Here is a 15,067-nt window from a genome sequence, read left to right as displayed (position 1 = left end):
TCCGAATGAATCGCGATGTAACGGCCTGTAAAAGCCTGCTCCGGATGGGAACCGCTCTTGAAAAGCCGGTCTAATCCCCCACCTGTGCGGACCGCGTCCTGTTCCCCCGCACGTTGTGGGGCACCTCCCGCGCAGGTAGTTCAGAAAAAGGAGTACGCATGAACCATCGAAACATCCAGACCTTCCTGATGGTCTCGGCCGCATTTTTCGCCATGAGCGCGCCGCTGCGTTCGAACGCATCCAGCAACGAGGGCGGCAACAATGCGTTTGCCAATGCCACCGCCCGTATGACAACCCGCTGTGCGCCGGCTCAGGTCGGTACGCGTCGCTTTGGCGCATCCGCTCAGTCCAGCGACGAGAGCGAGCAATCGTGATGCGGCGTCGCGCGCCGCTTGCCTCAACCTGAAGGCAGATAGCGGGTAGCGCGATACGGCATCGTCCGTTTTAGTGCCGCGGCCTGCTAGGACGCGGCGGTTCCAAAGGAGCAAAGGGCGAAGATCTGCGGATCTTCGCCCTTTTTTGTGCGCGCGTTATGCCGCTACCCGGCTGTGCCGTGCGCGGCGCGACGCTTACGCCTTGTCTTGCACCACGCCGCGGCGAATCTGGTCGAGTTCGATCGATTCGAACAGTGCCTTGAAGTTGCCCTCGCCGAAGCCCTGATTGCCCTTGCGCTGGATGATCTCGAAGAAGATCGGGCCGATCTGGTTTTCGGTGAATATCTGCAGCAGCAGGTCGTCCGGTGCGCCGTCCAGGAGAATCTTCCGCTTCTTCAGTTCATCGAGCGGTTCGCCATGGCCGGGAATGCGGCGATCCACCAGTTCGTAGTAAGTGGCCGGCGTGTCGAGCAGCGCGATGTTCGAGGCGCGCAGACCGTCGACGGTGCCGTAGATGTCGTTGGTACCGAGCGCAATGTGCTGGATGCCCTCGCCGTGGTAGGCGTCCAGATACTCCTGGATCTGGCCTGCGGTTTCCGAACCTTCCTCGTTGATCGGGATGCGGATCTTGCCGCACGGCGACGTCATGGCCTTCGACTTCACGCCCGTCACCTTTCCCTCGATGTCGAAGTAGCGGATCTCGCGGAAGTTGAAGAGGCGCTCGTAGAACTCGGCCCATTCGCGCATGCGTCCGCGGTGCACGTTGTGGGTCAGGTGGTCGATGTAGGTGAGACCGTGGCCGGCGGGGTTCGGGTTCGCGCCCGCAATCGGTTCGAAATCGACGTCGTAGATGCTGATGTCGCCGATGCTGCCCGGCGCCGCGCCGTTCTTGCCGCGCCAGCGGTCGACGAAGTAGATGAGCGAGTCGCCGATACCCTTGATGGCCGGAATGTTGAGTTCCATCGGGCCGGTCTTGTTGTCGAAGCCCCAGGCGCCGCGTTCCAGCGCGTGGCGGTAGGCCTTCGCGGCGTCCTGCACACGGAAGGCGATGGCGCAGATAGACGGGCCGTGCAGGCGCGCAAAGCGTTGCGCGAACGAATCGGGCTCGGCGTTGACGATGAAGTTGATGTCGCCCTGGCGGTAGAGCGTGACGTCCTTGTGGCGGTGGCGCGCCACGGCGGTGAAGCCCATGCGCTCGAACAGCTGGCCGAGTGCTTTCGGGTCGGGGGCGGTGTATTCGATGAACTCGAAGCCGTCGGTGCCGACGGGGTTCTCCCAGACGGGAACCTGCATGTCTCTCTCCTGATTGCGGGTGCTGTTTGGCTGATGGGCCGTAGGCCGGTATGAGCGAAAAGTTTATCCGCGACGGTGAGACGAAAACTTGCGATTTGGGTTGTGAATGAATACGATCGAGCTATTTGTTGCCACCCATTCCCGCTTATATGGCAGAAAATGACCAAAATCGAGATTGATGCGATCGACCGGCGAATTCTTGCCATCCTCCAGGAGAACGGGCGACTCTCGAACCAGGAGATCGCCGAGCGGGTGAATCTGTCGCCTAGCCCTTGCCTGCGGCGCATCCGCCGGCTCGAGGAGAGCGGCGTGATTCGTGGCTACGTTGCGTTGCTCGCGCCACAGAAGCTCGGGCTCGATCTGCTTGCGTACGTGAGCGTGCGGCTGGAGAAGCGGGGCGGCCCACTACCGTCGATGCCGGCCGCCGGCGGTGCGGGCTCACCGGCGCGTGCCGGCGCGACGCACGCGGAGCTGTTTCGCGCGGCGGTGCAGGCGTGGCCCGAAGTGGTGGCGTGCCACGCGATGACGGGCGACATGGACTATCTACTGCGCGTGCAGGTGGAAGACATGGCGCATTTCTCGCGCTTCATGCAGGAGCAACTGCTGCATCACCCGTCGGTGATCGACGTGAAGACGAGCTTTTCGCTGGAAACGTTCAAAGAGACCACGGCGTTGCCGATTCCTTGAAGCGCCGGGTGAGGAATGGAGATGTTCGGGTGAGGCGCTGCGGCCAAAGGCATCAAGGCCGGCAAGGGGGCAGAAAAGCAGAAGGGCGGCCAAGGCCGCCCTTCGTCGTTTGTCGTTGCCATCGCGACAGGCGCCATCGCGGCGCCACGCGCTGCGATGCGTTCGCTCAAGCCGCGATAGCGTGCGGCAGGATCGACTCGATGATCTTCGATGCCTGACGCGCCTGGCGCTTCAGCGCGTAATCGAACGCCGCGGCTTGTTCCTGAAGCATTTCCGCGATGATGCTCGTCTGGTCCGCGGGCGGCAGCGTGAGGTAGGCGTCGGCTTCGCCGTAGGCGTACTCGATCTTCATGCCGGCCTTCTTGGCGATGTGCATCATCGTGCTGTTGCGCGACAGGCAGTGCATGTAGAGCGTGGTGACGTGGGTATTGCGGCTGCGGATGGCAGCGCGCTCGAACAGGCGCGTGCCGATGCCCTGGCCGCGCGCGCTTTCGGTCACGGACACGCCGAACTCGGCTGTGCGCTTGTCGCCTTCGGCGGGCAGGTAGGCGAGGTGGCCGACACCCACCAGCTGCAACTGTTGGTCGAACACGCCGAACACGGTGTCGCGCGAGAAGTCGAGCGTGCGAACGTAGTTTTCGATCACGTGGTCGGGAACGACCTGGCCGAAACGCAGGAGCCGGTCGTCTTCGCCGAGCGCGAGAAAGTGACCGAGCAACCGCTCACGGTCGATGGAGGTCAATTCCCGCACCAGCGCAGGCGCGCGACCGGCCGGCAACAGGCGATCGACCGTTTCGATCGGCTCGTCGGTAAGGGCGGTGGGCGTGTTCATGGCGGGTTCTCCTTCCTGTTCGTCAACCGCGTGATGCGGCGCGACACGAATTCTATCGGAGAAGGGTGCCAATAACTAGGGAAAACCCCGATTCCCGGCTGAGTCCGCGCTCTAGTGCAATTTGGCGCTAATTTTAAGTTGTTGTTTTTATGTGATTTTTTGTTGATGCTTCGCGCATGACACTGTTGTGGCATGCCGACGGACAAAGCGTCGCACCCATGCTGCTTTGCAAAATCAGGCGGCTCAGGCGCTGATGAGACCGTGGTCTATCACCGCGACCACCTGTTCCGCGAAATCGCGATAGCCCATGCGCCCGCCCGGCTTCAGCCAGGTAAACGTCCAGTTGATCATGCCGAACACCATCATCGTGAGCGCCGTCTGGTTTTCGCGGGTGACCCGTTCGGGATAGGCCCGCGACAGTTGCCGCGCGAACGCCGCAACCACGTCGCGCTGGCGGTTCAGGATGATTTCGCGCTGCGCATCCTCCAGATATTTGACGTCGTTGAGGAGCGCCACGTGTCGGCTATGCGACGTCTCGTACTCGGCGAGAAAGGCACGAACCAACTCGGCGAAGGTTTCACGCTCGTCGAGGCCGCGCCGCTGGCTTGCGCCCTCCACCTCCGCGATGATCAGCATCAGCCGCTTGGTGTAGCGGTCGAGCAGGTCGAAGAGGATGGCTTCCTTGCTCTCGTAGTAGTGGTAGAGCCGCGCCTTGGAGGTTCCGCTTGCCGCCGCGAGGTCGGCCATCGACGTGCTCGGATAGCTCGTCTGCGCGAACTTGCCGGCTGCGAGTTCGAGAATCTGATCGCGTTGAGTATCGTGATCGGGAGCGCGGGTGCGGGCCATGGTTGTTGTTCTGGTCGGGTTGTCTACAGCGAAGCGATCAAGCCCGGCGACGGGCGATGACGTAGCAAAGGCCGCTCGCGCGCCGGCGTACCGGGCGCGCGAGCGGCCTTAGTGTAAGCGGATCGTGCGCGGCGTTCCAGCCGCTCTAGCGCTCGTCGTAGCTCACCACCACGCGCTCGCTGACCGGATGGCACTGGCACGTCAGCACGAAGCCGTCGCGAATTTCCTGCTCTTCGAGCGTGTAGTTGCGGTCCATTTTCACCTCGCCTTCCAGCACCTTCGCGCGGCAAGTGCAGCAAACGCCGCCTTTGCACGCGTAGGGCAGCGCAAGCCCCGCGCGCAGGCCGACGTCGAGCAGACTTACGCCTTCGTACGGCAGACGCAGCCGGCGCGTCTTGCCATCGAGCACGATTTCGAGGTCGGCGGCGGGCGTGTTCCCGGTAATCTCGACGGGCGGCACACCGGCCTGGGGCAGCGGCGAACCGAAGCGTTCCACATGGATCTTTTCCTGCGCAAGGCCGGCGTCGCGCAACGCGCGCTCGGCGGCGTCCATCATCGGCGCGGGGCCGCAGATGAACGCTTCGTCGATGCTGTTCGCCGGGAGCAGCGTTTCAAGAAACGCGGCGCACTTGGCCTCGTCGAGCACGCCGTTGAAAAGCTCGACTTCCTGCAGATCGTCGGAGAGCACGTGGTAGAGCGCGAACCGGTTCATGAACCGGTTCTTCAGGTCTTCGAGCGTCTCGGCGAACATGATCGAATCGACGCTGCGATTGCCGTAGACCAGCGCAAACGTGCTGCGCGGCTCCGCTTCGAGCGTCGTCTTGACGATGGCGAGCACCGGCGTAATGCCGGAGCCGCCGGCGAACGCCACGTATTGCTTGCCGTTCTCGGCGTTCAGATGCGTGAAGAAGCGGCCGTCGGGCGTCATCACGTCGATCGTGTGGCCGGGTTGCAGCGTGTCGAAGGCAAAGTTCGAGAAACGGCCGCCGCGCACGCGCTTGATGCCGATGCGCAATTCGCCGTCGCGATCGTAGTCGGTGACGCCGACGCAGATCGAATACGAGCGGCGCGTCTCTTCGCCGTCGATGTGGGCCTTGAGCGTGACGAATTGCCCTTGCGTGAAACGGTACGCTTCGCGCAGCTCGGGCGGCACTTCGAACGCGACTGAGACGGCGTCGGCGGTCTCGGGCCGGACTTCGCGGATGCGCAGCGGGTGAAATTCCGGGGTGGCCATAGTCAATAAGGTTTGAAATAGTCGAAGGGTTCGCGGCAATCGAGGCAGCGGTACAGCGCCTTGCACGCCGTGGAGCCGAATTGCGAGAGACGCTCGGTATGCAGCGACCCGCAGTGCGGGCACGCAGGCGACGCGAGCGCGGCAGGCGGCACGAAGCGCAACGCTTTTTCGGTGGCGGTCTTCTGACCCGCGTCTGTCGCGGCATCGCCGCCGCACTGCCCGGTGGGCGGCGCGATGCCGTACGCGCGCAGCTTTTCACGCGCTTCGGCGGTGATCCAATCAGTGGTCCAGGCGGGCGCCAGTACGGTTTCGATCCGGCAGGGCCCAAGACCTGTGACTTCGAGCGCGTGAGCGATGTCTTCCGCGATCTGCGCCATCGCGGGGCAGCCCGAGTACGTCGGCGTAATGACGACTTCGAGCACGCCGTCCGCGGCGCGACGCACGTCGCGCAGAATGCCCAGTTCGCGGATCGATACGACCGGGATCTCGGGATCCGGCACCCCTTCGAGCGCGGCCCAGGCGCGTTCGAGCATCGATTCGACGCTCGAATCGATGCTCGCGCGGGACGTGTCTGCAGCTGTGGTCATTGCTGTGTTCCGCAAGTGCCTTGGTGATCGGGGCGCGACTGGACGGCTACCACGTCGCGCCGGGATGTTGCCGCGCGAGGCTCTGCATCTCGGCGAGCAAATAGCCCATGTGCTCGGAGTGCTCGCCGTGCTTGCCGGTGGTGACGTGCTTGACCGGCGCCGGCAACGCGAGCGTGGCTTCTTCGAGCGCGGCGCTGACGTCTTCATTCCAGGCGGCTTCGAGGTCGGCCGTTTTCGGACCGATGCCTGCCGCGGCGATCGCGTCTTCCACGGCGTCCGACGCGAACAGCTCGCGCGTGTAAGGCATCAGATAGTCGAGCGCGGCTTGGGCGCGACGATGCGATTCGGCCGTGCCGTCGCCGAACCGGATCAGCCACTCGCGCGCGTGATGCAGGTGGTAGCGCGTTTCCTTGAGCGACTTCGCGGCGATAGCGGCGAGCACCTCGTCGGACGACGCCGTGAGCGCGGTCCAGAGATGCGCCATTAGCGTCGCATACAGGAAATTGCGCACGATCGTGACGGCGTAGTCCTTCTCCGCGTGCGCCGTGCCGGCGAGCGGGCCGTAGTGCGGCAGCTCGACGAGCGTGTAGTTGGCGAATTCGCGCTCGGCGCGGAAGTACGCGTAATCGTCTTCGGTGCGCGAGCGTCCGTTCAGCGCGGCTTCCAGCGTGGCCGCGTGCGTGTACAGCAGCCGCGCCTGGCCGATGAGGTCGAGGCTCATGTTGGTGAGCGCGATGTCCTCTTCGAGCACCGGGCCGTGGCCGCACCACTCGGCGTTGCGCTGGCCGAGAATCAGCGCCGTGTCCGCGAGGCGCAGCACGTAGGTGAGGTGATCTTGCGTGGGCGTCATGGTGCGCGTCTTACATGTGGTTGACTTCGTCGGGCAGCGTGTAGAACGTCGGGTGACGATAGATCTTGTCCCCCGCAGGCTCGAAGAGCGCGTCCTTCTCGTTCGGGTCCGATGCGGTGATCGCCGACGACGGCACCACCCAGATGCTCACGCCTTCCTGGCGCCGCGTGTAGACGTCGCGGGCCATGCGCAGCGCCATCGACGCGTCCGCCGCGTGCAGGCTGCCGCAATGCTTGTGATCGAGCCCTTGCTTGCTGCGCACGAACACTTCCCAGATGGGCCATTCCTTGTTCATCGTGAATCTCCTGGAGTCTCTTGCTGATCGTTCGTTCGGGCGGGTCTTGCGCATGTGTTGCGCTTGATGCCTTTGGGCCCGCGGGGCTGTGACGCGATTGGTGCGGCGGCTGGCGCGGGCAAGCGTCAGGCGGCTTGCTGGGCGGCGCGCAGGCGTACTTTTTCTGCGTGGGCGATGGCGGCTTCGCCCACCCAGGCGCCATCGTCGTGTGCCTTGACGCGGGTGGCGAGCCGCTCGCGGTTGCACGGGCCGTCGCCGTTCACGACGCGCCAGAACTCGTCCCAGTCGATCACGCCGTAGTCGTAATGGCCGCGCGCTTCGTTCCAGCGCAGATCGGAGTCGGGCAGCGTGACGCCGAGAACCTTGGCCTGTTCGACCGTGGCATCGACAAATTTCTGGCGCAGATCGTCGTTCGAAATGCGCTTGATGCCCCATTTCGTCGACTGGTTGCTGTGGATCGAATCGGCATCGCTCGGGCCGAACATCATCAGGACCGGCCACCACCAGCGGTTCACCGCCTGTTGCACCAACTCGCGCTGCGCCTCGGTGCCTTTCATCATGGCGAGGAGGGCGTCGAAGCCTTGCCGCTGGTGAAACGACTCTTCCTTGCAGATGCGGATCATGGCGCGCGCGTAGGGACCGTACGAGCAGCGGCACAGCGGAATCTGGTTCATGATCGCCGCGCCGTCGACGAGCCAGCCGATCACGCCGACGTCGGCCCAGGTGGGCGTCGGGTAATTGAAGATGCTCGAGTACTTGGCCTTGCCGGCGTGCAGTGCGTCGATCAACTGGTCGCGCGAGACGCCGAGCGTTTCCGCGGCGCTATAGAGATAAAGGCCGTGGCCGCCTTCGTCCTGCACCTTGGCCAGCAGGATTGCCTTGCGCTTGAGGCTGGGCGCGCGGGTGATCCAGTTGCCCTCGGGCAGCATGCCGACGATCTCGGAATGCGCGTGCTGTGAGATCTGGCGCACGAGCGTTTTGCGATAGGCGTCGGGCATCCAGTCCTGTGGCTCGATTTTTCCGTCGGCCGCGATCGTGGCGTCGAAGTGGGCCTGCTCGGGCGAGCCGGCGCCGGCATCGAGCGGTGCGACGTTGCCGGGAATGTCGAGGGATTGCGTGTACATGGCGGGCGCTCTCGTGCGAAGTTTGTCCGTAGGGCGCAGTATAAACCAACCGACCGGTCGGTCAATTTGATTTTCCAGGGCGGCGCGGAGGTGCCGGTCGGCGCGGGGCGGCGCGCGCAGGCAGCGTCACGGGCGCGGGGAGTCGAGCTTGCCACGGGCCTGTCTTGTCTCGCTTCGTCCCGCCCGTCGATCAGGCACAATGGCCGCCTTCCTTCTTCCAGATTCCCCACATCGCTTCAGCATGAAAATTCTTACTCTGGCTGGTGTGCTCGGACTGCTGTTGCCGCTCGCGTCGCCGGCGCTTGCTGCCACTCCCGCCGCTCCTGCCGATACCGAGGCGCACTGGGTCGCCGCCTGGGCGACGGCGCTCCAGCCTATCCCCCAGCGGGCCGAGCTGCCGCCGCTCTATCGGGCGCCCGAGGTGGCGGGGCGTACGGTTCGGCAGATCGTCTATCCAACCGTGAGTGGGCACGTCGTCCGGATTCGCGTCAGCAATGAGTATGGACGGACGGCGCTCGTGATTCGTGGTCTGCGCATTGCGCGGTCGATGGGCGGAGCGAGCATCGACCCTGCGCGAGACGTTTCGATCACGTTCGGCGGCAAGCAGGGCGTGTCGGTGCCCGCGGGGACGGATGTTGAAAGCGACCCTGTGTCGATCGAGATCGCAGCGGGAACGCCTTACGCGATCAGCTCCTATATGGGGCAAGAGCAGACGATGGTCGCGTGGCACCGGGTGGCCAGCCAGATCAATTACGTCTCGTCGCCCGGGGACCACGTCGCGGATGCTTCGGGCGCAGGCTGGCGCCAGCGGTTCACCCAGTATGCGTGGGTGAGCGGGCTCTCGGTGGAAGCGCCGGGCGCGACGACGATCGTTGCGATCGGCGACTCGATCACAGATGGTATGCGCTCGACCATCAATCGCAATCAACGCTGGCCGGATGAACTGGCGCGGCGGCTCGCCGGCGAGCGGGAGCAGTCGATCGGCGTGGTGAATCTGGGGATCAGCGGCAACCGCTTGCTCAGTGACTCGCCCTGCTACGGCGAAGCGCTCGAGAAACGTTTCGAGCGGGACGCGCTCGCGCAGCCGGGTGTGAGGGCGGTCGTTCTGCTGATCGGCATTAACGACATCAATTTCGCCGCGATGCCGCCGCACGCTGGGCTCGATTGTGACTTCCCGCATACCCAGGTTACGGCGCAAGCGCTGATCGACGGCTACAAGCGCCTGATCGCCGAGGCTCGCCGCCGCGGCGTGCGGATTTATGGTGCGACGCTGACGCCGGCCTCATTGCCGCCGCAGAGGGAGGCGATCCGGCTTGCCGTGAACAACTGGATCCGGACCGGCGGCGCTTTCGACGGCGTAGTGGATTTCGATGGCGCCCTCCGCGATCCCGCGCAGCCGGATCGGCTTCGGGCCGCGTACGACAGCGGCGATCACGTCCATCCGGGCGACCGAGGCTATGCGGCTATGGCACAGGCGGTGCCGCATGCTGTCGTGGCCGCGGCGGCGGGGAACTGAGCGCGGCGGAGGCGGGTAGGAAAAAAATCTCCGTCATCCCCTTGTCATGTGGGCGGTGTTGGCCTACTATTCGCCTCCCCGTTGCAAACACAGGGCCGCTGCAGAAACCAGCGGGGCGCGAAGCCGGCAGATTTTTAAGCGGATGCGAAATTATCTGTTGACGAAGCGGCAAAGAGTCTTCATAATCTCGTTTCTCTGCTGCTGATGCAGCGACGCAGGCGGTGCTGGAGGGAAGTGACTCTGGTGGCGGTGCGAACGATCTTTAAAAACTTACAGCCGATAAGTGTGGGCGCTTGATGGCGGCGTGCCCCGGTGACGTTATGTTGCCGGGCAAGCAAAGGTATCAAGAGTCTCACACGGTAAGGAATAGGAAGTGAAGCAATTCACGACCTGTCAGTACCGAGTTGAGCGACCTGTCCGGAGACGGACAGAGACAGTAACAGGTTTGAACTGAAGAGTTTGATCCTGGCTCAGATTGAACGCTGGCGGCATGCCTTACACATGCAAGTCGGACGGCAGCGCGGGCTTCGGCCTGGCGGCGAGTGGCGAACGGGTGAGTAATACATCGGAACGTATCCTGGAGTGGGGGATAGCCCGGCGAAAGCCGGATTAATACCGCATACGCTCTGAGGAGGAAAGCGGGGGCCCTTCGGGCCTCGCGCTCAAGGGGCGGCCGATGGCGGATTAGGTAGTTGGTGGGGTAAAGGCCTACCAAGCCGACGATCCGTAGCTGGTCTGAGAGGACGACCAGCCACACTGGGACTGAGACACGGCCCAGACTCCTACGGGAGGCAGCAGTGGGGAATTTTGGACAATGGGGGCAACCCTGATCCAGCAATGCCGCGTGTGTGAAGAAGGCCTTCGGGTTGTAAAGCACTTTTGTCCGGAAAGAAATCATCGGGGCCAATACCCCTGGTGGATGACGGTACCGGAAGAATAAGCACCGGCTAACTACGTGCCAGCAGCCGCGGTAATACGTAGGGTGCGAGCGTTAATCGGAATTACTGGGCGTAAAGCGTGCGCAGGCGGTGCTGTAAGACCGATGTGAAATCCCCGGGCTTAACCTGGGAACTGCATTGGTGACTGCAGCGCTGGAGTATGGCAGAGGGGGGTGGAATTCCACGTGTAGCAGTGAAATGCGTAGAGATGTGGAGGAACACCGATGGCGAAGGCAGCCCCCTGGGCCAATACTGACGCTCATGCACGAAAGCGTGGGGAGCAAACAGGATTAGATACCCTGGTAGTCCACGCCCTAAACGATGTCAACTGGTTGTTGGGGATTCATTTCCTTAGTAACGTAGCTAACGCGTGAAGTTGACCGCCTGGGGAGTACGGTCGCAAGATTAAAACTCAAAGGAATTGACGGGGACCCGCACAAGCGGTGGATGATGTGGATTAATTCGATGCAACGCGAAAAACCTTACCTACCCTTGACATGTACGGAACCCTGGTGAGAGCCGGGGGTGCCCGAAAGGGAGCCGTAACACAGGTGCTGCATGGCTGTCGTCAGCTCGTGTCGTGAGATGTTGGGTTAAGTCCCGCAACGAGCGCAACCCTTGTCCCCAGTTGCTACGCAAGAGCACTCCGGGGAGACTGCCGGTGACAAACCGGAGGAAGGTGGGGATGACGTCAAGTCCTCATGGCCCTTATGGGTAGGGCTTCACACGTCATACAATGGTCGGAACAGAGGGTTGCGAAGCCGCGAGGTGGAGCCAATCCCAGAAAACCGATCGTAGTCCGGATTGCAGTCTGCAACTCGACTGCATGAAGCTGGAATCGCTAGTAATCGCGGATCAGCATGCCGCGGTGAATACGTTCCCGGGTCTTGTACACACCGCCCGTCACACCATGGGAGTGGGTTTTGCCAGAAGTGGCTAGTCTAACCGCAAGGAGGACGGTCACCACGGCAGGATTCATGACTGGGGTGAAGTCGTAACAAGGTAGCCGTATCGGAAGGTGCGGCTGGATCACCTCCTTTCCAGAGCAGCGCGTCCAAAGTCAGAGCGCTCACACTTGTCGGCTGTATGAATGACAGACTCAGGGGTCTGTAGCTCAGTCGGTTAGAGCACCGTCTTGATAAGGCGGGGGTCGTTGGTTCGAATCCAACCAGACCCACCAACTTTGTCTGTGACGGGCAGTCCCCTGCAGGAGTCGGTGAGGGGGCATAGCTCAGCTGGGAGAGCACCTGCTTTGCAAGCAGGGGGTCGTCGGTTCGATCCCGTCTGCCTCCACCAGTCCCCAGCGCGCAGTGTCGGTGAGACACGGGTACTGCGCCCTGGCGACTGCCAGCCAGACGGCATGAGGTTGATGCCGCTGTCGTTCTTTAACAATCAGGAAGCAGCAGTAATTTGACTGATGCGAAAGCGCCTTGTGAGATGGGCGTGAGTAGGTCAGTCAGGGTTGTGATTGTATCGAAAGTATCTCAGGGCCATCGAAGGATGGCATTGGAATACGGCACAACGCTAAAACTCAACCTGTAGCGGTCGAGGTCTGTTCCCTGTGTGGGAAGAGACACACCCGTTATAGGGTCAAGCGAACAAGTGCATGTGGTGGATGCCTTGGCGATCACAGGCGATGAAGGACGCGGTAGCCTGCGAAAAGCTCCGGGGAGCTGGCAAACAAGCTTTGATCCGGAGATGTCCGAATGGGGAAACCCACTCCTTCTGGAGTATCCGTGGCTGAATACATAGGCCATGTGAAGCGAACGCGGCGAACTGAAACATCTAAGTAGCCGCAGGAAAAGAAATCAACCGAGATTCCCAGAGTAGTGGCGAGCGAAATGGGAGCAGCCTGTACTCTTTATCTGAACTGTTAGCCAAACGCTCTGGAAAGTGCGGCCATAGCGGGTGATAGCCCCGTAGGCGAAAACAGGTTGGAAGAACTGGGTGTACGACAAGTAGGGCGGGACACGTGAAATCCTGTCTGAAGATGGGGGGACCATCCTCCAAGGCTAAATACTCGTGATCGACCGATAGTGAACCAGTACCGTGAGGGAAAGGCGAAAAGAACCCCGGGAGGGGAGTGAAACAGATCCTGAAACCGCATGCATACAAACAGTCGGAGCCTCGAAAGGGGTGACGGCGTACCTTTTGTATAATGGGTCAGCGACTTACATTCAGTGGCGAGCTTAACCGTATAGGGCAGGCGTAGCGAAAGCGAGTCCGAACAGGGCGTCCAGTCGCTGGGTGTAGACCCGAAACCAGGTGATCTATCCATGGCCAGGCTGAAGGTGCGGTAACACGTACTGGAGGGCCGAACCCACTGACGTTGAAAAGTCAGGGGATGAGCTGTGGATAGGGGTGAAAGGCTAAACAAACCTGGAAATAGCTGGTTCTCTCCGAAAACTATTTAGGTAGTGCCTCGTGTATCACCTTCGGGGGTAGAGCACTGTCATGGTTGAGGGGTCCATTGCGGATTACCTCGCCATAGCAAACTCCGAATACCGAAGAGTGCAATCACGGGAGACAGACATCGGGTGCTAACGTCCGGTGTCAAGAGGGAAACAACCCAGACCGCCAGCTAAGGTCCCCAAACATGGCTAAGTGGGAAACGAAGTGGGAAGGCTAAAACAGTCAGGAGGTTGGCTTAGAAGCAGCCACCCTTTAAAGAAAGCGTAATAGCTCACTGATCGAGTCGTCCTGCGCGGAAGATGTAACGGGGCTAAGCCATGTACCGAAGCTGCGGATGCGAGCTTGCTCGCATGGTAGGAGAGCGTTCCGTAAGCCTGCGAAGGTGCACCGGAAGGTGTGCTGGAGGTATCGGAAGTGCGAATGCTGACATGAGTAGCGATAAAGGGGGTGAAAGGCCCCCTCGCCGTAAGCCCAAGGTTTCCTACGCAACGTTCATCGGCGTAGGGTGAGTCGGCCCCTAAGGCGAGGCAGAAATGCGTAGCTGATGGGAAGCAGGTCAAGATTCCTGCACCGGCGTGAAATGCGATGGGGGGACGGATCGCGGAAGGTTGTCCGGGTGTTGGAAGTCCCGGTCGCTGCATTGGAGAAGGTGCCCTGGCAAATCCGGGCACGCAATTCAAGGGTGTGGCGCGAGCGGCCTCGGCTGCGAAGCAACTGGAAGGGGTTCCAGGAAAAGCCTCTAAGCTTCAGTTTCACGTTGACCGTACCGCAAACCGACACAGGTGGGCGAGATGAGTATTCTAAGGCGCTTGAGAGAACTCGGGAGAAGGAACTCGGCAAACTGGTACCGTAACTTCGGGATAAGGTACGCCCTGGTAGCTTGACCGGCCTGCGCCGGAAGGGTGAAGGGGTTGCAATAAACTGGTGGCTGCGACTGTTTAATAAAAACACAGCACTCTGCAAACACGAAAGTGGACGTATAGGGTGTGACGCCTGCCCGGTGCCGGAAGATTAAATGATGGGGTGCAAGCTCTTGATTGAAGTCCCGGTAAACGGCGGCCGTAACTATAACGGTCCTAAGGTAGCGAAATTCCTTGTCGGGTAAGTTCCGACCTGCACGAATGGCGTAACGATGGCCACACTGTCTCCTCCCGAGACTCAGCGAAGTTGAAGTGTTTGTGATGATGCAATCTACCCGCGGCTAGACGGAAAGACCCCATGAACCTTTACTGCAGCTTTGCATTGGACTTTGAACCGGTCTGTGTAGGATAGGTGGGAGGCTGTGAAGCGTGGACGCCAGTCTGCGTGGAGCCAACCTTGAAATACCACCCTGGCTTGTTTGAGGTTCTAACCCAGGTCCGTGAATCCGGATCGGGGACAGTGCATGGCAGGCAGTTTGACTGGGGCGGTCTCCTCCCAAAGCGTAACGGAGGAGTACGAAGGTACGCTAGGTACGGTCGGAAATCGTGCTGATAGTGCAATGGCATAAGCGTGCTTGACTGCGAGACCGACAAGTCGAGCAGGTGCGAAAGCAGGTCATAGTGATCCGGTGGTTCTGTATGGAAGGGCCATCGCTCAACGGATAAAAGGTACTCTGGGGATAACAGGCTGATACCGCCCAAGAGTTCATATCGACGGCGGTGTTTGGCACCTCGATGTCGGCTCATCTCATCCTGGGGCTGTAGCCGGTCCCAAGGGTATGGCTGTTCGCCATTTAAAGAGGTACGTGAGCTGGGTTTAAAACGTCGTGAGACAGTTTGGTCCCTATCTGCCGTGGGCGCTGGAAGTTTGAGGGGGCCTGCTCCTAGTACGAGAGGACCGGAGTGGACGAACCTCTGGTGTACCGGTTGTCACGCCAGTGGCATCGCCGGGTAGCTATGTTCGGAAGAGATAACCGCTGAAAGCATCTAAGCGGGAAACTCGCCTCAAGATGAGACTTCCCCGGGGCTTCGAGCCCCTTGAAGGGTCGTTCAAGACCAGGACGTTGATAGGCCGGGTGTGGAAGCGCAGTAATGCGTTAAGCTAACCGGTACTAATTGCCCGTAAGGCTTGATCCTATAACCGGTGTGTTTCAGCACA

The 15,067-nt window shown here is 61.3% G+C and carries 11 protein-coding genes, 2 tRNA genes and 2 rRNA genes; 7 read left to right on the top strand and 8 right to left on the bottom strand.

Annotated elements, in window-relative coordinates:
* The first annotated feature begins 158 nt into the window (after positions 1 to 158).
* The gene (locus P2869_RS16155) at positions 159 to 374 is read left to right on the top strand and encodes a hypothetical protein (RefSeq protein WP_017772041.1); all 216 of its coding nucleotides are present in this window, start codon (positions 159 to 161) and stop codon (positions 372 to 374) included.
* Between the two features lie 195 nt (positions 375 to 569).
* On the opposite strand, the gene hppD is transcribed toward P2869_RS16155, so the two are convergent.
* Positions 570 to 1,667 carry a 4-hydroxyphenylpyruvate dioxygenase gene (gene hppD / locus P2869_RS16150; protein ID WP_017772040.1) on the bottom strand — a complete coding sequence of 366 codons (1,098 nt, stop codon included), beginning with the start codon at positions 1,665 to 1,667 and terminating at the stop codon, positions 570 to 572.
* A 159-nt stretch (positions 1,668 to 1,826) separates the two neighbouring features.
* Here hppD and P2869_RS16145 point away from each other — a divergent pair, with 159 nt between their 5' ends.
* Positions 1,827 to 2,354, top strand: a complete 528-nt coding sequence (locus tag P2869_RS16145; protein ID WP_277596966.1) for an Lrp/AsnC family transcriptional regulator — start codon at positions 1,827 to 1,829, stop codon at positions 2,352 to 2,354.
* 166 nt (positions 2,355 to 2,520) lie between these two features.
* Here the strand turns inward: P2869_RS16145 and P2869_RS16140 are convergent, their stop codons facing one another.
* The 7 genes from P2869_RS16140 to paaA form a co-directional block, all read right to left on the bottom strand.
* Entirely contained in the window at positions 2,521 to 3,186 is a 666-nt protein-coding gene (locus P2869_RS16140) for a GNAT family protein (protein ID WP_017772038.1), read from the bottom strand.
* Positions 3,187 to 3,429: 243 nt separating this feature from the next.
* Complete coding sequence (locus tag P2869_RS16135) at positions 3,430 to 4,032, bottom strand: TetR/AcrR family transcriptional regulator (RefSeq protein WP_126878193.1); 603 nt, start codon at positions 4,030 to 4,032, stop codon at positions 3,430 to 3,432.
* Between the two features lie 145 nt (positions 4,033 to 4,177).
* Positions 4,178 to 5,266 carry a 1,2-phenylacetyl-CoA epoxidase subunit PaaE gene (gene paaE / locus P2869_RS16130; protein WP_017772036.1) on the bottom strand — a complete coding sequence of 363 codons (1,089 nt, stop codon included), beginning with the start codon at positions 5,264 to 5,266 and terminating at the stop codon, positions 4,178 to 4,180.
* Positions 5,267 to 5,268: 2 nt separating this feature from the next.
* Positions 5,269 to 5,853, bottom strand: a complete 585-nt coding sequence (paaD, locus tag P2869_RS16125) for a 1,2-phenylacetyl-CoA epoxidase subunit PaaD (RefSeq protein WP_277596965.1) — start codon at positions 5,851 to 5,853, stop codon at positions 5,269 to 5,271.
* 46 nt (positions 5,854 to 5,899) lie between these two features.
* Positions 5,900 to 6,703 carry a 1,2-phenylacetyl-CoA epoxidase subunit PaaC gene (gene paaC / locus P2869_RS16120; RefSeq protein WP_277596964.1) on the bottom strand — a complete coding sequence of 268 codons (804 nt, stop codon included), beginning with the start codon at positions 6,701 to 6,703 and terminating at the stop codon, positions 5,900 to 5,902.
* Between the two features lie 10 nt (positions 6,704 to 6,713).
* Positions 6,714 to 6,998, bottom strand: a complete 285-nt coding sequence (gene paaB / locus P2869_RS16115) for a 1,2-phenylacetyl-CoA epoxidase subunit PaaB (protein ID WP_017772033.1) — start codon at positions 6,996 to 6,998, stop codon at positions 6,714 to 6,716.
* A gap of 125 nt (positions 6,999 to 7,123) precedes the next feature.
* Positions 7,124 to 8,122 carry a 1,2-phenylacetyl-CoA epoxidase subunit PaaA gene (gene paaA, locus P2869_RS16110; RefSeq protein WP_277596963.1) on the bottom strand — a complete coding sequence of 333 codons (999 nt, stop codon included), beginning with the start codon at positions 8,120 to 8,122 and terminating at the stop codon, positions 7,124 to 7,126.
* Positions 8,123 to 8,363: 241 nt separating this feature from the next.
* Between paaA and P2869_RS16105 the strand changes: the two genes are divergently transcribed.
* The 5 genes from P2869_RS16105 to P2869_RS16085 all read left to right on the top strand — a co-directional run bounded on the left by P2869_RS16105 (position 8,364) and on the right by P2869_RS16085 (position 15,045).
* Positions 8,364 to 9,638 carry an SGNH/GDSL hydrolase family protein gene (locus tag P2869_RS16105; protein ID WP_277596962.1) on the top strand — a complete coding sequence of 425 codons (1,275 nt, stop codon included), beginning with the start codon at positions 8,364 to 8,366 and terminating at the stop codon, positions 9,636 to 9,638.
* 447 nt (positions 9,639 to 10,085) lie between these two features.
* Positions 10,086 to 11,616 (top strand): 16S ribosomal RNA (locus tag P2869_RS16100).
* 63 nt (positions 11,617 to 11,679) lie between these two features.
* A tRNA-Ile gene (locus P2869_RS16095) sits at positions 11,680 to 11,756 on the top strand.
* A gap of 40 nt (positions 11,757 to 11,796) precedes the next feature.
* A tRNA-Ala gene (locus P2869_RS16090) sits at positions 11,797 to 11,872 on the top strand.
* Between the two features lie 292 nt (positions 11,873 to 12,164).
* Positions 12,165 to 15,045: ribosomal RNA gene (locus P2869_RS16085) — 23S ribosomal RNA — on the top strand.
* Together the 16S and 23S rRNA genes with 2 tRNA genes alongside form the textbook arrangement of a ribosomal RNA operon.
* The last annotated feature ends 22 nt before the right edge of the window (positions 15,046 to 15,067 follow it).

This window comes from Paraburkholderia sp. SUR17, from assembly GCF_029536165.1.
In the GTDB taxonomy this organism is placed as follows: Bacteria; Pseudomonadota; Gammaproteobacteria; order Burkholderiales; family Burkholderiaceae; genus Paraburkholderia; species Paraburkholderia kururiensis.
Note: the sequence above shows the minus strand (reverse complement) of the source record. Positions and strands in the feature narration are given on the sequence as shown.